The sequence below is a fragment of the Pseudoalteromonas sp. SCSIO_11900 genome (assembly GCF_000576475.1).
GTDB classification, from domain to species: domain Bacteria; phylum Pseudomonadota; class Gammaproteobacteria; order Enterobacterales; family Alteromonadaceae; genus Pseudoalteromonas; species Pseudoalteromonas tetraodonis.
This window is the reverse complement of the sequence record NZ_KK070023.1, coordinates 471,654-492,383: the sequence shown is the minus strand read 5'-3', so window position 1 is coordinate 492,383 and position 20,730 is coordinate 471,654. Positions and strand designations below refer to the sequence as shown.

The window sequence follows — 20,730 nt, the reverse complement described above, 5'->3', positions numbered from 1 at the left end:
GATGTTAAAAAGGGGAGCTTAACATTTTTAGGCGGTATTGGCTGTTCAAGAAGTCTAAATAATTATCATAAGAGAGTGCTTTTGCGTACAAATAGCCTTGGGTACGGTCAGCTTTCATGGTGTTGAGCAGCTGGTGAACTTCTTGAGTTTCTACGCCCTCAATCGTGATAGTAAGGCCCAAGTTATGCGCCATATCTATGGCTATTTGCACAATGACCTGATGAGCCCGGTTATCGGTTAAATCAAACACAAACGACTTATCTACTTTAAGTTCACTAAAGTGATAGTTAACTAAGTAGCTAAGTGATGAATAACCAGTACCAAAGTCGTCTAACATCACCTTAACGCCCAGTGTGGCGAGTTTACCAACTAAGGTGACTAACGCATCTTGATTTTCGACAAACGCCGATTCAGTCAGCTCAAACTTCAATAAATGAGGGGCAACCTGATACTTCTATTGAGCCGATATATGGTGAGATGATCTACCATCGGATTATCAAAGTGGGCAACCACATCTTCTTGTTGGCTGCTTTTATTTTCTAAATCGAGGCGTAACCAATAATTTTGCTGTTCAAAGCTCCAAGGTATATCGTTAAATTCTTGCTGTGTAAATAGCGCCTGCTTGGTCATTACTTCTGCAAAACTTTGTGTTTTGCTTTTGTCTATGTAATACGCATGATCGAGGTAAACAGAGGTTATTTTATCTATGGTATAGCGTGATGGCATGATAGCGTAAAGTTTTAAATTCCAATATTAATCTATGTCCAGATTACTTTTTTATAGTGTAGCAGTAAAAAGCGCAGATAATCTGCGCTTTTATAAAATTTACTCGTTAGTTATCAATCGTTATGATTGTTCACGAGCAATTGCGCGATAAGCAATGTCAGTACGGTACTCCATACCATCCCAGTTGATTTCATCAACCAGTTTATAGGCACGCTGCTGCGCTTGTGTAACTGTATTACCCAGTGCAGTAGCACACAGTACACGACCACCGGCAGTCACTACGTTATCGCCGTCTTGCTTAGTCCCTGCATGGAAGACTTTTTCGCCTTCAGGGTAAGTTACTTTCAAGCCACTAATAGCATCACCTTTCGGGTAGTTATCAGGGTAGCCTTTAGCGGCTAAAACAACACCTACTGCAGCACGTGAATCAAACTCAATGGTGGTTTTATCAAGCTCTACACGGTTAGCAGCTTCAATTAATTCAACTAAGTCTGATTGTAAGCGTAGCATCATAGGTTGTGTTTCAGGATCGCCAAAACGACAGTTATATTCAATAACCTTTGGTGTACCTGTCTCATCTATCATCAAGCCTGCATACAAAAAGCCAGTGTACGGATGGCCTTCGCTAGCCATACCTTCTACCGTTGGGTAGATCACTTCGTTCATAATGCGCTGATGAATTTCATCGGTTACTACAGGCGCTGGTGAGTATGCACCCATACCACCGGTGTTAGGACCTTGATCGCCATTGTAAGCGCGTTTATGGTCTTGGCTGGTTGCAAACGGCAGTACGTTTTTACCATCAACCATGACAATAAACGACGCTTCTTCACCTTCTAAAAACTCTTCAATGACTACACGACTACCGGCGTCACCAAAGGCATTACCCGCAAGCATATCGCGAATAGCCTCTTCAGCATCGCGTTCGGTCATGGCAACAATAACGCCTTTACCAGCCGCTAAACCATCGGCTTTAATAACAATCGGTGCGCCTTTCTCTTTTAAGTAGGCAAGCGCAGGGTCGATTTGTTCAAACGTTTGGTAATCAGCGGTTGGGATAGCATGACGTGCTAAAAAGTCTTTAGTGAACGATTTAGACCCTTCAAGCTGGGCTGCACCGGCGGTTGGGCCAAAAATAGCTAAGCCGTGTTCACGGAACTTATCAACAACCCCTAATACTAGTGGCACTTCAGGGCCAACAATGGTTAGCTCAACATTATTTTGTTGGGCAAAGCTAAGTAGCCCATCAAGGTCTTCAACGTTAATTGCTACGTTCTCAAGTTTTGGCTCAAGGGCTGTGCCCGCATTACCTGGAGCAACATAAACAGTGTTTACTTTTGTATTTTGAGCGGCTTTGAACGCAAGTGCGTGTTCGCGGCCGCCGCTGCCAATGACTAATACATTCATGGCGAATATCCTATTTAAAGCGGTTTTTTAAATTTCAGCGTCATACGGTCGCTTTCACCTATGGCTTTATATTTAGCGGCATCTTGCTCGCCAAGTCTAAGGCTCGGTGGAAGGGTCCATACCCCTTTAGGGTGATCGGCTGTATCAAGAGGGTTTGCATTAATATCGCTTTTTGCTTCAAGTTCAAAACCTGCTTGTTCAGCAAGTGCAATAACTACACTTTGCTTCATATAACCTGATGATTTTTGCATCTCATCATCTTGCTCTTCTGGTAGGCGGTGTTCAACCACACCTAAAGTGCCGCCAGGTTTAAGTGCTTTGTAAAAAGACTTAAACGCATTGCTTGCAGCTTCTTTATCTTTGCTCATGTACCAGTTATGGACATTACGAAAAGTCAGTACCATATCAGCGCTAGCCGCAGGAGCAATATCTAAATGTGTAGAAGGGGCAAACTCAGTGAGTTTAACGTGACTAAAGCGGGCGTCTTCAGCGATTTTAGCCTTAAAGCCAGCAAGAGAACGTTGGTAATAACCAACCGATGAATCAGCAGGGAAGTGCGCAGCATAATAGGTGCCTTGCTCTTTCAGCGCTGGCGCTAAAATTTCACTGTACCAACCACCACCTGGGGCAATTTCTACCACGGTCATAGATGGTTTAAAGCCAAAAAATTCGAGTGTTTCTACAGGATTGCGGTATTGATCGCGCTCACTGCTACGCTCGCTTGCTTTAACTGCATTTGTTAATGCTGAGTCGTGGCCATGGTTGTGTGCCAATACCATTGTTGAGCTTAATGACAGTGTGGCAACCAGTAGAGATTTTAGTGCAAATTTCATCGTCTAATCCTTCACATTATAATTGTTAGTCATGGTTATAGAATAAGCAGAATACGTGAATTTGGTGCAAACAAAAAGAGCTAACTGAACCCGTTAGCTCTTTATGCGATTAATGACGGAAGTGGCGCATACCGGTAAACACCATTGCCATACCAGCTTCGTCAGCGGCAGCAATTACTTCTTCATCGCGCATTGAACCACCCGGTTGAATAACCGCGGTAATACCTGCTGCGGCTGCAGCATCAATGCCATCACGGAATGGGAAAAATGCATCTGATGCCATTACCGAGCCTTTTACTTCAAGGTTTTCATCAGCGGCTTTAATACCGGCAATTTTAGCTGAGTAAACGCGGCTCATTTGGCCTGCGCCAACACCAATAGTCATACCGTCGCGGGCATAAACAATGGCGTTTGATTTAACAAATTTAGCCACTTTCCAACAGAACAGTAAGTCTTTAAGTTCTTGCTCAGAAGGCTGGCGCTTAGAGACAACCGTTAAGTCGCCTTGCGTTACCATACCTAAATCACGGTCTTGAATAAGTACACCGCCATTAACACGTTTAATGTCATGGCCTGTGCCTTTAGCAGAGAACTCACCACACTCTAATAAACGTACGTTTTGTTTAGCTGATACTATTTGAGCGGCTTCTGCACTCACGCTTGGCGCAATAATAACTTCAACAAATTGACGTTCAACAATCGCTTGTGCAGTCTTAGCATCAAGTTCTTGGTTAAAAGCGATAATGCCGCCAAACGCTGACGTTGGATCAGTTTTGAAGGCGCGATCGTATGCTTCTAAGATATTTTCGCCAATTGAAACACCACATGGATTAGCATGTTTTACAATAACACACGCCGGTACATCAAATTCTTTAACACACTCAAGTGCGGCATCGGTGTCGGCAATATTGTTAAACGATAATGCTTTACCTTGCAGTTGAGTGGCTGTCGCCACTGACGCTTCAGAGATGTCGTTTTCAACATAAAACGCGGCATCTTGATGCGAATTTTCACCGTAACGCATATCTTGTTTTTTAGTGAATTGCATATTGATAGTACGCGGGAACTTAGTATCGATAGCAGCTTCCTCTGTGTAATCAGGAACCATTTTACCGAAGTAGTTAGCAATCATGCCATCGTACTGCGCTGTATGCTCATACGCTGCAATAGCTAAGTCAAAGCGAGTTTTGTAGGTTGTTGAGCCATTGTTATTTTGCATTTCGCTAATAACACGGTCGTAGTCGTTTGCGTTAACAACAATCGTCACATCTTTGTGATTTTTAGCTGCCGCACGTACCATCGTTGGGCCGCCAATATCGATGTTTTCTATAGCATCTTCAAGGCTGCAGTTTTCTTGAGCGACAGTATTCGCAAAGGGGTATAAGTTAACTACAACGATGTCGATAGCAGAAATATTGTTATCTGCCATCACGCCTTCATCTTGGCCACGACGAGCAAGAATACCGCCATGAATTTTTGGGTGTAGGGTTTTTACGCGACCATCCATGATCTCAGGGTGTCCGGTGTGATCTGATACTTCGGTAACTTTAATCGCATTATCAGCAAGTAGTTTACACGTGCCGCCAGTTGAGAGTATTTCAACACCTTGTGCTTCTAGTGCACGGGCAAATTCAACAATACCGGTTTTGTCTGACACACTCAAAAGTGCGCGACGTATAGGACGATGTGTATCCATTGTAGTTTGATTTCCTCAGTTAATGAGCTAGCTTAGAAGCGCGTATTTTAACTGATTACGACTTAAAAAACGACTTATAACGACCCATAAAGCGTGAGCATTTTGCAATTTCGTTAATAAATTTTACAAATAAAAAAAGCACCCTAAGGTGCTTTTTACTCAAAATACTTTATACCAGCTGTATTGGATTAGTAAGCAACTATAACGACAGAGAAATAAGTCAATAACAAGGCAAAAATTTTGCTGTGTAGTTATTCTACATAAAAATTTTTAACGCAGTTAGGGGCTTATTTAGCTCGTTAGAATGATTACGGTTTCAATATAGCTGGTATCAGTTCATACCGTATTTTTTAAGCTTTTTACGTAAAGTACCACGGTTGATACCTAGTAAAATTGCCGCACGAGTTTGATTGCCACGTGTGTAAGTCATTACTTCTTCAAGCAATGGCGCTTCTAGCTCAGAAAGAACAAGGTCGTAAACGTCTTGCACATCTTGACCGTTAAGCTGCTTTAAGTAGTGGTGAACAGCTTTTTTCACTGCATCACGCAATGGCTGCGGTTTCTCGTGTGACTGAACATGAGGGTTAGTGATAAATGGAGAAGTCACGTTTTGTTCGAACATTATAAAGTCTCTTTCTTTCTTAGTTAGCTGCTAGTGTTTTAAAGTATTGCTCTAATGCGACGACCTGTGCCTCTGAATTGTCGAGCGCATTAAATACTCGCCTAAACTGACCATCACTGTCATGGGTTTGCAAATACCAAGATACATGTTTGCGAGCGATTCGTGCTCCCATTGGCTCACCGTAAAACATATGGAGGTTGGTTAAATGCTCCATTAAAATACTGCGCACCTCTGCAATAGCAGGTGGCTGCATATGTTCACCAGTTCGCAAATAGTGGTCTATCTCCCTAAATATCCAAGGGCGACCTTGGGCGGCTCGACCAATCATAATGGCATCTGCACCCGTATAGTCCAAAACCTGCTTTGCTTTTTCAGGTGATGTAATATCACCATTAGCAACGACAGGTATCGACACTGAACGTTTTATATCCCTAATTGTGGCGTACTCAGCATCACCTTTATACATACATGCGCGCGTGCGACCATGTACAGCCAGTGATGCAATGCCATAACGTTCAGCTATTCTTGCAATCTCTACACCATTACGGTTGTCCTGATCCCATCCGGTACGGATTTTAAGTGTCACAGGTATATCAACCGCATTTACTACGGCATCAATAATCTCTTCCACGAGTTCTGGAAACTGTAATAAGGCTGAGCCTGCAAGTTTCTTGTTCACTTTTTTTGCTGGGCACCCCATATTGATATCTATGATCTGTGCACCGTTTGCAACATTGAATTGTGCGGCCTGTGCCATAAGCTCAGGGTCTGCTCCTGCAATTTGCACCGCACGTATACCCGACTCACCAGAATGATCCATTCGGTTCATCGACTTTTCGGTTTTCCAAACCTTCGGATTAGACGACAGCATTTCAGACACAGCAAGGCCAGCGCCTAAACGACGACATAGCTGTCTAAATGGTCTGTCCGTTATGCCCGCCATAGGCGCGACAATGACATTATTCTCAAGTTGGTATGAACCGATACGCACGATATTCAATAGGCCTCTTTTCAAGGGGCGCTAAGTTTACGGCTTTTTGCGCAAAAATCAAAGGCTATAAATTGAACAAAAGTGACTTTTTTTTGCTCTTTTTGTATTGACATTTGATAACCGTATGACGAAGCGGTTTATTTGTGTGAATTTTGAACGGTCGTTGTTTTTATAATAAAAAACCTTTATTTTTTATTATGTAAAAAAATAGTAAAGCCTGTTAAATACAGGCTTTAGATACGACTTTTGAGTTAATACTCTAAATTTTTTAATAACGCACTATTATGCTTTTTTAATGCCACTTACTCGGGTCCAATCGCCTTCAATGGCAATTTCATCGAGCTCAATAAAGGGCGCATATATATCAGCAACCGATTGTGCTTGTTCTTCTAAAATGCCCGACATGGCAATTTTACCGCCTGGCTTTAATAACCCTAAAATAACACTATGAAGCTCACGAAGTGGTTGCGCTAAAATATTTGCCACTACAATGTCAGCAGTAAACTCAGGTTGATTTTCTGGAAGGTACACTTCAAGCTTGTCAGCAACACCATTGCGATTAGCGTTATCTAGGCTTGCTTCTAGCGCTTGTGGGTCAATGTCTATCCCAATCATGCGCTCAGCACCTAATTTTATTGCTGCAATACCCAATATGCCTGAGCCACAGCCAAAATCGACCACGGTTTTACCAGTTAAGTCTTGGCTTTCTAACCATTTTAAACACAGTGCTGTAGTGGCGTGTGTACCAGTACCAAAAGCAAGACCAGGATCAAGTAGTACATTGACTGCGTCTGGGTCTGGAATGTCGCGCCAGCTTGGACAAATCCAGAGTTTTTCGCCAAATTGAATAGGGTGAAAGTTATCCATCCACTCACGTTCCCAGTCTTTATCTTCGAGTTGCTCAATTTTGTAAACTAAATTGTCTTTTAGCTCATCATGGCGTTTTAATAACGCAACCACTGCGTTCATATCGTGATTAGCTTCGAACAAGCCAATTACTGTGGTGTCAGCCCAAAATACAACAGTGCCAATTTTAGGCTCATAGATAGGCGTGTCTTTAGCATCAATAAAAGTAACAGAAGCACTGCCTGCTTCCATTAATAGGTCACTGACTGCATCAGCAGTTGCAGCATTGGCATTGATACGGATTTGGATCCAAGCCATGTTTATTTCCTTGAAATAGAAAAAAGGCCGCTACAGCGGCCTTTTAAGTTAACTTATAATGTAACGCTAGATTATTTAGCGTCTAAAAAGCTTTTCAGTAAATCAGAGCGAGAAGGGTGACGTAATTTACGCAGTGCCTTCGCCTCAATTTGACGAATACGTTCACGTGTTACGTCAAACTGTTTACCTACTTCTTCTAACGTGTGGTCGGTATTCATATCAATACCAAAACGCATACGTAGTACTTTCGCTTCACGGGCTGTTAAGCCAGCGAGCACGTCGTTAGTTGCGCCACGAAGAGACTCCATTGTTGCCGAATCGATTGGCGAATCAATAGTCGTATCTTCGATAAAGTCACCTAAGTGCGAATCTTCATCATCACCAATTGGTGTTTCCATTGAAATTGGCTCTTTTGCAATCTTAAGTACCTTACGGATTTTATCCTCAGGCATCATCATGCGTTCAGCTAATTCTTCTGGATTTGGCTCACGACCCATTTCTTGTAACATTTGACGTGAAATACGGTTCAATTTATTGATCGTTTCAATCATATGTACTGGAATACGGATTGTTCTTGCTTGGTCAGCAATAGAGCGCGTAATTGCTTGACGGATCCACCACGTAGCATAAGTTGAAAACTTATAACCACGACGGTATTCAAACTTATCAACCGCTTTCATCAAACCAATGTTACCTTCTTGGATTAAATCTAAGAACTGTAAACCACGGTTGGTGTATTTTTTAGCGATTGAAATTACAAGACGTAAGTTCGCTTCTACCATCTCTTTTTTAGCACGGCGCGCTTTCGCTTCACCAATACTCATGCGACGGTTTATATCTTTAATACGTTCAATGCTTAAGCCAGTGCTTTCTTCCATTGAAGAAAGTTTGCTAATACAACGAAGTATTTCAGGCTTCACTTCTTCAAGTTTAGCTGAATGCTTTTCGTTAGCTGCAATTTCAATATCAAGCCATGCTGTGTCAGTTTCGTTGTTTGCAAAGTGCTTAACAAAGGTTTTCTTTGGAAGCTTTGAAACTTGTACTGCATGCTTCATGATAAGACGTTCTTGAACGCGAACTCGGTCCATCATTTCACGCATGTTATTAACCATGCGGTCAAATTGTTTAGGCACAAGTTTAAAGGTTCTGAACAACTCACCAATTTCTAAAATAGCGGCTTGAGATTCTGGATGAGAGCGACCTTTTTTATCGAATGTTTCACGTGCTTTAGTGTATAAATCACGTAAGTTTTCGAAATGGATGCGCGCTTCTTCAGGATCTGGACCTGTATCTACTTCTTCTTCGTCTTCATCATCGCTGTCATCATCATCGTCGCTGTCATCAAGCTGTTTTTCGCTTAATTCAGAACCAATGTTAGTGGCAGCAATTGGTGGTGCTTCGTCTGCATCAGGATCGAAAAAGCCAGAGATAATGTCGCTAAGGCGCATCTCTTCTGCTTCAAACTTATCCCACTGTTCAAGTAGGTAAGTGATCGCTTCTGGGTATTCAGCAACCGAAATCTGTACTTGGTTAATGCCTTCTTCAATACGTTTAGCGATAACAATTTCGCCTTCACGGGTAAGAAGTTCAACAGTACCCATTTCACGCATGTACATGCGAACAGGGTCTGTTGTACGGCCGATTTCTTTTTCTACAGTAGCAAGGGCTGCAGCGGCAGCTTCCGCTGCGTCTTCGTCTGTCGTGGTTTCTTGCATCATTAATTCATCAGCATCAGGCGCGTTTTCGCTAACCTTGATACCCATGTCATTAATCATGCTAATGATATCTTCTACTTGATCTGAGTCGATAATATCTTGTGGAAGGTGATCATTAACTTCTGCAAAAGTTAAGTAACCTTGCTCTTTACCTTTTTGAATCAGAAGTTTTAATTGTGACTGAGGAGTTGGATCCATAGAGATTGTTTCTTCCACTCTGATAAGTTGATACAACAGGCGCCATCATGGAGTTTGCTCAAAGGCTAACCAGAATAATGTGACGCAGTGAATAGCACAGTATAACAGCCTAAATCAAATCTGACTAGGGTCTGTTGGTCTTTCAGGATTAAAGTTTGTTCAATCCAAGGGTGGTTTAATCGCGGCGCGAGGTTTGTAACCTAGTGGGCTAAGTAAAAACCGAACAACAAAGAGTAAACCTCCCTTGGGTCGAACCCAAAGGGCAGCGCGTGTTTGGCATTTATGCTGCGTTATCGCCTATTTATGTGAAATAACCACACTACATAGGCTCTGCCTTGTCTAAATACCAAACACACTGCTGTAAACTTAACCTCGAAAGATAAACAGACCCTAACTATTAGTCGTTTTTAACGCTGTCATTAGCAAATGACATTCTAGTCGTTCATCGCTATTTAAGCCCTGTGTCTTGTCTTTTATTAATAGGGTCTCTAGTCGATAATTTAAACACTGATCTTCAATAAATTTAAAAGTATTTTGAAAAACAGTCTCTAAACGCTCTTCATCTATTTGATGTTGCCATGTAGCCAACTTAGTTAATGGCTCATAGTCATCAGTACCTCTAAATGATTCAAGAATTTGTGCAGTGGTAATGCCATCTTTTTGTAACACTTGATGTTGTAGGCGTAATAACAAGCCGATTCCTGCAATATTCATTTGTGCTAAATCAGGCAAGTAGGGCACGCTTTTTGCCAAATTAGGGTGCTGAACTAAAATGCCTATCGCTTGGCGCATCGGTGTAATTTTAAATTTACGTTCAATTGCCTGCTGCTGTTTTGGTGTTTTTAAGTGATTATTGAGTTGCTCACGGGTGCGACCAATTAATCTGCCAAGTTGCTCCAAGATATTTTCTTGATAGAACTCACTTGGGATTTTTTCAATTAATGGCAGTGCTGCACTGAGTAACTTAGCCTTACCGGAATCGAGCGTTAAATCAATCTCTTTACTTAGTTTATTAAACAGCACTTTAGTGAAGTCATCGGCGTTTTCTAGCCGCTGCTCAAAAGCCTCTTTACCTTCTTGTTGAACGAGTGAATCAGGGTCTTCACCATCGGGTAAAAATACAAAATGCAGTGCTTTGCCATCGTTTAAGTAAGGAAGTGCATTTTCCAGTGCGCGCCACGCGGCATCTTTACCTGCACGGTCACCGTCGTAGCAACAAATAACTTTGTCAGTGGTTCTAAATAAGGTGTGCATATGCTCGCTGGTTGTCGCTGTGCCGAGTGCGGCAACTGCGTATTCTATGCCTTGTTCAGCCAGCGCAACGACGTCCATATAACCTTCTACTATAAGTACATGATCGAGTCTTTTATGTGCTTGTTTTGCTTCATAAAGGCCATAAAGTTCAAAGCCTTTGTGGAATATTCGTGTTTCAGGAGAGTTTAAATATTTTGGCCCCTGATCTGCTTGCATTACACGGCCACCAAAAGCAATGACGCGACCGCGTTTATCACGAATAGGAAACATTAAACGATCACGGAAAAAATCGAATTGCTTACCTGGCGTTTTTTCAGATGCGAGCTTCAGCTCAACTAATTGCTCTTTTTGTTCTTGATTACGTCCAAGCTGTTGGCAGAGGCCTTCCCATTCGCTGGGCGCATAGCCCATCATAAACTTTTTAACTGTTGCGCCGCTTAAGCCGCGACCTTTTACATAGTCTATGACTGTTTCAGAATTACTATGATGTTTTAACTGGTGTTGATAAAAACGCGCTGCATGGAGCATTAAATCGTAGTCTGAACGTTTTTGTGCTGCGGTGCGTTCTGGGCCATTACTACTTCCTTGTTCGCGAGGAACATCTAGGTTAAGTAAACTGGCTAGCTCTTCAATTGCATCAACAAACTCAAGTTTGTCATATTCCATAACAAAAGAAATAGCATTGCCGTTAGCGCCACAGCCAAAGCAATGATAAAACTGTTTATCTTGCGATACAGTAAACGAAGGCGATTTTTCATTGTGAAAAGGACAGCAAGCTTGATAGTCTTTGCCCGCTTTTTTCAACCCTACCTTTGAGTCAATCAGGTCGACAATATCGGTTCGTGCCAATAAATCATCGATAAAGTTGCGTGGGATCTTTCCAGCCATTGTTTAAAGTACAGCCCTAAGGTAAATATAAAAGTGTTAAAAGCGAATTATAATACGCAGAGATTGGAACACAAATGCATATTTTTTTGAAGTGCTCTAAACGAAGAAACCGAGCTCAAGGCTCGGTTTACTTCAATCATACTTAATGTATGTGGGAGTATTAGGCAGTTAATCGTTGCTTAATTAAACCTGAGATTTTGCCCATATCGGCACGACCTTCGGCTTTGCTTTTGATTATACCCATTACTTTACCCATGTCTTGCATACCTGCTGCATTAGTATCAGCAATAGCCGCGTCAATGAGAGCAATGATTTCTTCTTCACTCAATTGTTGAGGTAAAAAAGCTTCAAGTGCTGTAATCTCATTGGCTTCAATTTCAGCTAAATCATCACGCCCAGCATCTTTGTACTGAGTGTAAGAGTCGCGACGTTGTTTAACAAGCTTCACTATAACGGAGGTAATACCTGCGTCGTCTAGTGTTATTTGCTCGTCAATTTCACGTTGCTTGATTGCAGCAAGTACCATGCGAATAGGATTAAGACGTTGTTTGTCTTTAGCTCTCATCGCATCTTTTTGCGCATCTTTTAGCGTTATTAAAAGGCTCATTTATACAAGACCTAATATATTAGTATAATTTAACGCGACGAGCGTTATCACGAGAAAGTTTTTTCATGTGACGTTTAACAGCAGCTGCTTTTTTACGCTTACGCTCAGCTGTTGGTTTTTCATAGTGCTCGCGACGACGAACTTCTGAAAGGATACCTGCTTTTTCACATGAACGCTTGAAGCGACGAAGTGCTACGTCAAACGGTTCGTTCTCTCTTACTTTAATTACTGGCATTAAAAATTCACCTACCTAAATTATGAGCGTTGCTCAAGTTGATCAAACATTGATCAAGTGGTTCAAAAATGGTGCGGTATTGTAATCCGAAGCAACACCACATGTAAAGGATAATATTAACAGAAACCCGACGGCTAAAACAGTGCTAATTTATATGCCGTTGGTATAGCCTGCAAAAAACTTGCCCAGCTTTTTTTTCTTTTATTAACAACCAGTTATTAGGTGCTTTAAACGAAGTTAACTCGGTTTCTACTTCAACATATATTAGTGCGTCAGGGTCGAGCCATTGATTATTTTCTAATAAATCACAGCATGATTGGGCTAAATTTTTGCGAAATGGCGGGTCAATAAAAACTAAATTAAATGTGTCATTGGTGTTTTTGCTTTCAAGAAAGGTCAGGGTATTAGTATTGAGTACCTGTGCATTTTGCGCATTAAGGGTGGCAACATTTTGCGTTAGCTGTTTTGCTGCTAACGGATCAAGTTCTAAAAATGTGGTGTTTTTAGCAAAGCGAGATAGCGCTTCGAACCCTAAACCTCCGGAACCGGCAAAGCAATCGAGAGTGCGCGCATCGCGGGTATCGTGCATTAACCAATTGAACACTGTTTCTTTTATTCTGTCGGTTGTAGGGCGCAAGCCTTGAACGTCTTTTACTGGCAGTTTTCGACCGCGAAATTGGCCGCTAATGATTCTAATAACGCCATCGACTGATTTATGGGTGGTGTTATTTGGTGTGATTTTTTTTCTCATTTAACTCACTAAAAATTGGTATCTATGATCTAGCTCAGATAATATTGCAATCATATCACGGCGTGTCATTTTTCAACTGCGCTAAAAGTGTTACTATTATGCACCCTCGAGGATAACGTGTTGCTAAAAAGCAATTATTTAGGCTTAAAAGCACGCTATCATTATCGTTAGTTTATCAGATTTTTATAAGTGGTTATTAGCAAGTATGGCAAAAAAAAGTAAATTCATGTCGTGGCTCGGTTTTGGCAAGTCAGATAAAAAACAAGCAGAAGCTGATAAACAACAAGCATTGGCAAACGAGCAGGCAGAAAAAGCCGAACAGGAGCGCTTAGCAGCAGAGAAAGCCGAGGCAGAGCGTTTGGAAGCTGAAGCCGAACGTTTAGAACAAGCCCGAATTGCAGCTGAACAAGCTGAAGCAGAACGTTTAGCGCAAGAGCAAGCTGAAAAAGCCGAACAACAAATAGCTGCCGAAAAAGCAGAGACAGAGCGTTTAGAGCAAGAAAAACAGGCGCAAGCACAACGCGCTGCGGCAGCAGAAAAACAAGCGATTGAACAAGCTAACGCTGAGCTATTGGCTAAACAACAGGCAGATGCCGAGCAGCAAAGACAAGAGCAAGCTCAACGTTTAGCAGAGCAAGAAGCGCAAATGTTGTTACAGCAAGAGCGTATAGCAGCTGAAAAAGCAGAAGCTGAACGTTTAGAGCAAGAGACACAGGCGCAAGCACAACGCGCGGCGGAGGCAGAAAAACGAGCGATTGAACAAGCTAACGCTGAGCTATTAGCTAAACAACAGGCGGATGCAGAGCAGCAAAGACAAGAGCAAGCTAAACGTTTAGCTGAACAAGAAGCGAAAATGTTGTTAGAGCAAGAACGTATCGCGGCTGAACAAGCTGAAAATGAACGTTTAGAGCAACAGCGTATTGCAGCAGAGCAAGCTGAGAATGAGCGCTTAGAACAACAGCGTATTGCAGCAGAGCAAGCTGAGAATGAGCGTTTAGAGCAACAGCGCATTGCAGCAGAGCAAGCTGAAAATGAGCGTTTAGAACAACAGCGTATTGCAGCAGAGCAAGCTGAGAATGAGCGTTTAGAGCAACAGCGTATTGCAGCAGAGCAAGCAGAGAATGAACGTTTAGAACAACAGCGTATTGCAGCAGAGCAAGCTGAGAATGAGCGTTTAGAGCAACAGCGCATTGCAGCAGAGCAAGCTGAAAATGAACGTTTAGAGCAACAGCGTATTGCAGCAGAGCAAGCTGAAAATGAGCGTTTAGAGCAAGAGCGTATTGCAGCTGAAGAAGAGGCTGAACGCCTAGAGCAACAGCGACTGACCGCAGAGCTTGCAGAGGAAGAAGCAAAGAAAGCGGAAAAACCTAAAAAAGAAGGCTTTTTCTCTCGTCTCAAAAAAGGCTTACTTAAAACTCGAGTTAATATTGGCTCTGGTTTTTCGTCAATTTTTAGCGGTAAAAAAATTGACGACGAGTTATTTGAAGAGCTAGAGACTCAGTTACTTACTGCTGATCTCGGTGTTGATACCACCATGAAGCTTATTGATAATTTAACTGATGCAGCCGATCGCAAGCAACTTAAAGATGGTGATGCGCTTTATGAGCTTATGAAACAAGAAATGGCAACTATGCTAAAAACAGCAGAGCAGCCTTTAGAAATACCAGCAGATAAAAAACCTTTTGTTATTTTAATGGTAGGGGTAAACGGCGTAGGTAAAACCACCACCATTGGTAAAATGGCCAAACAATTCCAAAATCAAGGTAAGTCGGTCATGCTTGCTGCCGGTGATACTTTTAGAGCTGCAGCGGTAGAGCAGCTTCAAGTATGGGGTGAACGCAACAGCATTCCGGTAATAGCTCAACATACAGGTGCTGATAGTGCATCGGTAGTATTTGATGCTTTTCAAGCTGCAAAAGCACGTAATGTCGATGTGTTAATTGCTGATACAGCAGGGCGCTTGCAAAATAAAGATAACTTAATGCAAGAGCTTGAAAAAATAGCCCGTGTAATGAAAAAAGTAGACCCTGATGCACCTCATGAAGTGATGCTGACTATTGATGCTGGTACAGGCCAAAATGCAATTAGCCAAGTAAACTTATTTAATCAATGTGTAGGTTTAACCGGTATCACATTATCAAAGCTTGATGGTACTGCTAAAGGTGGGGTTATTTTTGCCGTTGCCGATAAGTTTAATATTCCTATTCGTTACATTGGCGTAGGTGAAAGTATTGATGATTTACGTACCTTCAAGAGCGATGACTTTATTGACGCGCTATTTAGTCAAGATGAGGACGACGCTTAATTTACCAAAAGGGAGCCTGCTCCCTTTTTAATTGCGAGGAATACCATTTTATTTTAGAGCTTAAGGCTAACAATAAATTGGCAATAATAAAAAATGATAAATTTTCAGCAAGTAAGTAAAACCTATGCCGGTGGGCATCGCGCGCTTGAAAAAGTGAGTTTTCATATAAAACCAGGCGAACTGGCTTTTTTAACGGGCCACAGTGGTGCCGGTAAAAGTACACTTTTAAAGCTTATTAGCTTGATGGAACGTCCTTCTGCGGGCAATGTGTTTATCAATGGCGTGGATTTAAATAAGTTAAATTCACGACAAATTCCGTATGCACGCCGCGACATTGGTATTATTTTTCAAAATCATCGTCTATTAGAACGATACACGGTATTCGATAACGTTGCTTTGCCCTTAATTATTGAAGGGACTCACCACAAGCAAATTGCCAAGCGTGTGCATGGCGCGCTCGATAAAGTGGGCTTGTTAGATAAAGTACGCTGTCATCCCTCCACACTCTCTGGCGGTGAGCAGCAACGTGTAGGGATTGCACGAGCCATTGTTAATTCTCCTCCTATACTATTAGCTGATGAACCTACCGGTAACCTTGATCCTGAGTTATCAATGGAAATATTACGCCTGTTCGAAGACTTTAATAAGCATGGCACCACGGTTTTAATTGCCACCCATGACTTGGGGTTAGTATCACGAATGAAGTATCGTAGCTTAACGCTTCATGATGGGCGGATGAGCCAAGATCCACTGGCTGAGGGTGTATTATGAGTTTACTATTCAAAAGCCGTCAAAATAGTAATGATAAACAAAAAAAATCCGTATTCTCTGGCGGTTACTTTTTCATTATTAATATTTTTCGCCAAGGTGTGTACAGTCTTGGGGAAATGTGGCGCACGCCATTAGCCTCTATGATGACCATTGCTGTTCTGGGTTTGAGTTTAACGTTGCCCGCAACGTTATATTTAGTGGTTAAAAATGTGCAGCAAGTGAGTAGTGGTTTTGAGCAAGCCAGCGAAATATCCTTGTTTGTAAAAGAGGATATGAGCGAGCAAGAAACGCAAACTCTAGTTAAACGCTTAGCGCTATATCCTGAAATACAACGTGTGACTTTTATTTCTCGCACTGAGGCTTTGGATGAATTTAAAGAAATGTCTGGGTTTGGTCAAGCTTTAGAATACCTAGATAGTAACCCATTACCGAATGTGGTTCTAGTTACACCAACCCAGCGACATAGCCAACCTAATGCGGCTAAGCTATTGCTTAAAAAACTTGAAGGTGAACGCGAAGTTGATTTTGGTAAGCTTGATATTGCTTGGCTTGAACGTTTAAATGCATTACTCAGTTTACTAAAAGAAAGTGTAATTACGATTGCGCTATTATTACTTACCTCAGTGACGCTTATTATAGGCAACACAATTCGTTTATCTATTATGGATAAAAAAGAAGAAATACAGGTAATGAAGCTCGTAGGGGCAACTAATACCTTTATTCATGCCCCCTTTTTATGGACTGGCATTTGGTATGGCGTGATTGGCGGATTGTTTGCTTTTATTTGCGTAGCATTAATGATGTGGTGGCTATCTGCTGCGGTAAGCAGTGTTGCAGGGGTATATCAAACCAGCTTTACGCTAATAGGGCTTAGCCTTAATGAATTTGGCGCGTTGGTATTGTTGGCCACTAGCTTAGGCTTTATTGGTTCTTACTTATCGGTTAACCGTTACATCTCAGAAATAGAACCCGATAAGGTTTAGGGCCCTAATATAATTCTTAAAACTGTCATGTTTTAAGTTTAAAATTATAAAAAGCCAAAGCAAAAAGATTAATCTTTGCTTTGGCTAGGGTCTGTTGACCTTTGCGGATTAAAATTTGTTCAAACTAGGGGCGGTTTAATCGCGGCGCGAGGTTTGTAACCTAGTGGGCTAAGTAAAAACCGAGCAACAAAGAGTAAATCGCCCCTAGGCAGAACCCTTTGGGCAGCGCCTGTTTGGCATTGATGCTGCGTTATCACCTATTTATGGGGAATAACCACACCACATAGGCTCTGCCTTGCCTAAATACCAAACAGACTGCTGTAAATTTAACCTTGAAAGGTCAACAGACCCTAAACTAATTCATAGGTTATTCAGTCGCCTAGTGTAGACTGACTTAACACTAAAAAAACCACTTGATTTATGATTCAAAAAAGTTTTAAATTCAAGTTAGCACTCTTACTAAAAGAGTGCTAAGATGGTTTCAAATGTTTATCACCGAGGTGAAAAATGAGTAAAGATTTATACGCAATGGCACTTACAGTTGGGCAACAAAGCGCAAGTATGGATGGCTATCTTCAAGCTGTTAGTACTATTCCTATGCTTAAAGTTGAGCAAGAGCAGGAACTTGCAAAAAAACTTCAGGAAGAAGGCGATCTTAGTGCTGCAAAGCAACTCATTATGTCGCATTTGCGCTTTGTAGCGCACATAGCTAAAAGCTACTCGGGTTACGGGTTACCACAAGCTGATTTAATTCAAGAGGGTAACATTGGACTGATGAAGGCAGTAAAACGTTTTGACCCATCAGTGGGTGTACGTTTGGTTTCATTTGCGGTTCATTGGATCAAAGCCGAAATTCATGAGTTTGTGCTTAAAAACTGGCGTATCGTAAAAGTTGCGACAACCAAAGCGCAACGTAAACTGTTTTTTAATCTTCGTAAAAACAAAAAACGTTTAGGCTGGTTTAATCAAGCTGAAGTTAGCACAGTAGCGAGCGAGCTAGGTGTGAGTGAAAAAGAAGTGCGTGAAATGGAGTCGCGTATGAGCGGCCAAGACATGGGCTTTGACTTAACAGGCGACGATAACGACGATGCGCCAACCAGTACTTACTCACCAGTGCAATACTTAACGGATGGTACTGCTGACTTAGCCGATGATATTGAGCAGCAACAATGGCAAGAGCAGTCGCATACGCGATTATTTAGCGCTTTGAAAACCCTCGATGAGCGTTCTCAAGATATCGTTAGCGCACGCTGGTTGTCAGATGATAAAGCAACACTGCAAGAGTTGGCTGAAAAATACAGCGTATCAGCAGAGCGTGTTCGCCAGCTGGAAAAAACAGCAATGAAAAAATTACAAAGCGCGATGAGTTAATCGCACTTATAAAGTTATAAAGCCCTGCATGAAAATGCGGGGCTTTTTTTTAGTTAAAAAAAGAGGTTAACAAAAAGTATCGTCTTTCTTATTTTGCTTACCTCTAGTCACATCTGTATATCTTTTAATTAAATATACCCTAGTTAAAGTTAATGAATAAGTTTGGTTTTAATTTAAATACATGATTTTAGTTTGTTTTTAATTTGGGTATATGAAAATATTCGCGCACCTGAGCGACTTGTCGTTCAAACCGTAGCCTAAATTAAACTGTTAATTACTGTGCTTATTGCCTTTCAATTTCATTTAACGCGAGTATTTACACTCAATATGAACTCATATTCACTAAAGAAAAAGATCTTGCTATCGGTGGTTCTTGCCCTAGCCGTTATTATTGTATTGCTATCGTGGAATAGCTACACCTCTCAAAAAGCGTTACTGTTAAAAAGCAGTATTGATAATGTAAGTCAGTCTGGTAAGCAGCAAGCTGCGAGTATTGAAGATTGGCTAGCTAGTCGTCAGCAGATCATAGAGTCAGTTGCGAGTATGGTTGAGGGCAATACGCTCAGCGCATTACAGCAAGCCCAAGTGTCGGGTGGTTTTCAATTAACTTACTTTGGAGATAGTATCGGGAAAATGACTGACTCTGATCTAAGTATTGATCGAACCGGCTACGACCCGCGCACTCGTCCATGGTATAAACAAGCACAGCTGAAAAATGGCACCGTAATTACCAAACCTTATTTAGATACTGCGTTTAATCAGTTGGTTGTTTCTATTGCTAAAACCACACAAAGTGGCGTGGTAGCGGGTGATTTATCGATTGAGTCTTTAGTTAATGATGTTAATACTATGTCTTTACCGGCAAATGGGTATGGCATCATGATGCATCAAGATGGCACTGTGATTGCCTATAAAGACACTAAAAAAGTAATGGCAGATATTACGCATATTGACTCGAAAATAAATCACCAATTCATTTTATCTAATAGTCAAAACGGTGAATTTACTCCCCTTTATTTTAAAGATGAAGGCCGAGAGAAGCTTGTTTGGGGTGAAAATATAAATAATACCGATTGGCAGTTGCTATTTGTACTGGATAAAGAAACCTTAGAGGCACCATTAATTAGTTTATTAGTAACTCAACTCGTATTAGTCAGTGTGGTACTTTTATTGAGCGTGTTGGCTATTTCATGGTTATTAAGTGTGTTGCTTGCGCCGTTAAGCCGAGTATCTCAAGCGTTATCAACAATTGCTGATGGTAACGGTGATTTGACCCAGCGTATTAGTGTTGATACACAAGATGAGGTTGGGGTACTGGCTGATAGTTTTAATCGCTTTGTAAGCAGCCAGCATGAGCTTATAAGCCATATTCGCCAGTTAGCTACTGATTTAGATTTTGATGCAGAGAAAAGCTTAATCACCAATCAAAACAGTGTCAGTGAGTTGCAGCGTCAGCAACAAGAAGTAGCGATGGTTGCCACTGCGGTCACAGAGATGGCAAGTGCAACCCATGAGATTGCTGCTAATGCCGAAAATACCGCGACGGCATCACAGCAGTCAGCGCAAAGTAGTTGTGAAGGTAAACTGTTAGTTGATAAAACCAGAAACACGATTAACTCACTTGCTGGTGAAATAGACCAAACAACCACCGTCATTGGCGAACTAAGCTTACATGCTCAGGCTATATCGAGTATTTTGACCACAATTCAAGAAATTGCTGAGCAAACAAATCTCTTAGCACTCAATGCCGCAATAGAGGCTGCCCGTGCTGGTGAACAAGGGCGTGGCTTTGCAGTGGTTGCCGATGAGGTGCGTGTTCTATCAAGAAGAACGCAAAACTCCACAGCAGAAATTTACACCACCATAGAAACCTTACAAAATACGACTAAAAAAGCAGTGAGCTTGATGGACAGCAGTAAGGGGTATGCTAACAATAGTGTGGATGATGTTAATGCAGCAGCTCACGCACTAGAGGAAATCACCTTAGCAGTGAATGAAATTTCTGATATGGCGGGTCAAATAGCGGTTGCAGCAGAAGAGCAAACGCAAGTGACCAATGAAATTACTCGAAATACGGTCGCCATTAAAGATGTAACCGATGAAATTACTATCTCAGCCACTGCGCATTTAAGCCAAGCTGAAGTATTAAAAGACAGAGCTACAGATTTAAATGCCAAAGTAGCGACGTTTATTTTATAAATATAATGCGCTTA

At 41.6% G+C, this 20,730-nt stretch carries 17 protein-coding genes and 1 pseudogene; 5 read left to right on the top strand and 13 right to left on the bottom strand.

Annotation, left to right across the window (positions count from 1 at the left end; all coding sequences use genetic code 11):
• Positions 1-4 precede the first annotated feature (4 nt).
• The 13 genes and pseudogenes from BG00_RS02250 to rsmD all read right to left on the bottom strand — a co-directional run.
• A pseudogene (locus tag BG00_RS02250) lies at positions 5-454 on the bottom strand (EAL domain-containing protein); the annotation flags it as partial.
• On the bottom strand, positions 427-726 hold the full coding sequence (locus BG00_RS18460; protein ID WP_036980258.1) for a 7TMR-DISMED2 domain-containing protein: 300 nt from the start codon (positions 724-726) through the stop codon (positions 427-429). The gene BG00_RS18460 and the pseudogene BG00_RS02250, both read right to left, overlap by 28 nt.
• Positions 727-846: 120 nt before the next feature.
• Positions 847-2,133 (bottom strand): phosphoribosylamine--glycine ligase, encoded by a 1,287-nt coding sequence (gene purD / locus BG00_RS02240; protein ID WP_036980257.1) that lies wholly within the window; start codon positions 2,131-2,133, stop codon positions 847-849.
• 14 nt (positions 2,134-2,147) lie between these two features.
• Complete coding sequence (locus tag BG00_RS02235) at positions 2,148-2,966, bottom strand: class I SAM-dependent methyltransferase (protein WP_036980256.1); 819 nt, start codon at positions 2,964-2,966, stop codon at positions 2,148-2,150.
• Positions 2,967-3,075: 109 nt separating this feature from the next.
• Entirely contained in the window at positions 3,076-4,662 is a 1,587-nt protein-coding gene (gene purH, locus BG00_RS02230; protein ID WP_036980255.1) for a bifunctional phosphoribosylaminoimidazolecarboxamide formyltransferase/IMP cyclohydrolase, read from the bottom strand.
• A gap of 331 nt (positions 4,663-4,993) precedes the next feature.
• Positions 4,994-5,284 (bottom strand): DNA-binding transcriptional regulator Fis, encoded by a 291-nt coding sequence (gene fis, locus BG00_RS02225; RefSeq protein WP_002957804.1) that lies wholly within the window; start codon positions 5,282-5,284, stop codon positions 4,994-4,996.
• A gap of 19 nt (positions 5,285-5,303) precedes the next feature.
• On the bottom strand, positions 5,304-6,275 hold the full coding sequence (gene dusB, locus BG00_RS02220; RefSeq protein WP_171034673.1) for a tRNA dihydrouridine synthase DusB: 972 nt from the start codon (positions 6,273-6,275) through the stop codon (positions 5,304-5,306).
• A gap of 282 nt (positions 6,276-6,557) precedes the next feature.
• Positions 6,558-7,439 (bottom strand): 50S ribosomal protein L11 methyltransferase, encoded by an 882-nt coding sequence (gene prmA / locus BG00_RS02215; RefSeq protein WP_008114871.1) that lies wholly within the window; start codon positions 7,437-7,439, stop codon positions 6,558-6,560.
• A gap of 71 nt (positions 7,440-7,510) precedes the next feature.
• Complete coding sequence (gene rpoD / locus BG00_RS02210) at positions 7,511-9,352, bottom strand: RNA polymerase sigma factor RpoD (protein WP_010391796.1); 1,842 nt, start codon at positions 9,350-9,352, stop codon at positions 7,511-7,513.
• 390 nt (positions 9,353-9,742) lie between these two features.
• Positions 9,743-11,494, bottom strand: coding sequence for a DNA primase (dnaG, locus tag BG00_RS02205; RefSeq protein WP_036980254.1), 1,752 nt, complete (start codon positions 11,492-11,494; stop codon positions 9,743-9,745).
• Positions 11,495-11,654: 160 nt separating this feature from the next.
• Positions 11,655-12,101 carry a GatB/YqeY domain-containing protein gene (locus BG00_RS02200; protein ID WP_008114877.1) on the bottom strand — a complete coding sequence of 149 codons (447 nt, stop codon included), beginning with the start codon at positions 12,099-12,101 and terminating at the stop codon, positions 11,655-11,657.
• Between the two features lie 19 nt (positions 12,102-12,120).
• Positions 12,121-12,336: a 30S ribosomal protein S21 gene (gene rpsU, locus BG00_RS02195; RefSeq protein WP_002957797.1), complete on the bottom strand. Its 216-nt coding sequence runs from the start codon at positions 12,334-12,336 to the stop codon at positions 12,121-12,123.
• A 145-nt stretch (positions 12,337-12,481) separates the two neighbouring features.
• Positions 12,482-13,087, bottom strand: a complete 606-nt coding sequence (gene rsmD / locus BG00_RS02190) for a 16S rRNA (guanine(966)-N(2))-methyltransferase RsmD (protein WP_024601716.1) — start codon at positions 13,085-13,087, stop codon at positions 12,482-12,484.
• Positions 13,088-13,292: 205 nt separating this feature from the next.
• On the opposite strand from rsmD, the gene ftsY reads away from it, so the two are divergent.
• The 5 genes from ftsY to BG00_RS02165 all read left to right on the top strand — a co-directional run bounded on the left by ftsY (position 13,293) and on the right by BG00_RS02165 (position 20,716).
• Complete coding sequence (gene ftsY / locus BG00_RS02185) at positions 13,293-15,392, top strand: signal recognition particle-docking protein FtsY (RefSeq protein ID WP_036980253.1); 2,100 nt, start codon at positions 13,293-13,295, stop codon at positions 15,390-15,392.
• Between the two features lie 93 nt (positions 15,393-15,485).
• Entirely contained in the window at positions 15,486-16,163 is a 678-nt protein-coding gene (ftsE, locus tag BG00_RS02180) for a cell division ATP-binding protein FtsE (RefSeq protein ID WP_013465956.1), read from the top strand.
• Positions 16,160-17,146, top strand: coding sequence for a permease-like cell division protein FtsX (gene ftsX, locus BG00_RS02175; protein WP_036980252.1), 987 nt, complete (start codon positions 16,160-16,162; stop codon positions 17,144-17,146). Before ftsE ends, ftsX begins: the two co-directional genes overlap by 4 nt.
• Positions 17,147-17,653: 507 nt before the next feature.
• Positions 17,654-18,517, top strand: a complete 864-nt coding sequence (gene rpoH / locus BG00_RS02170) for an RNA polymerase sigma factor RpoH (RefSeq protein ID WP_016899742.1) — start codon at positions 17,654-17,656, stop codon at positions 18,515-18,517.
• Positions 18,518-18,844: 327 nt separating this feature from the next.
• Positions 18,845-20,716 carry a methyl-accepting chemotaxis protein gene (locus BG00_RS02165; protein WP_036983324.1) on the top strand — a complete coding sequence of 624 codons (1,872 nt, stop codon included), beginning with the start codon at positions 18,845-18,847 and terminating at the stop codon, positions 20,714-20,716.
• The last annotated feature ends 14 nt before the right edge of the window (positions 20,717-20,730 follow it).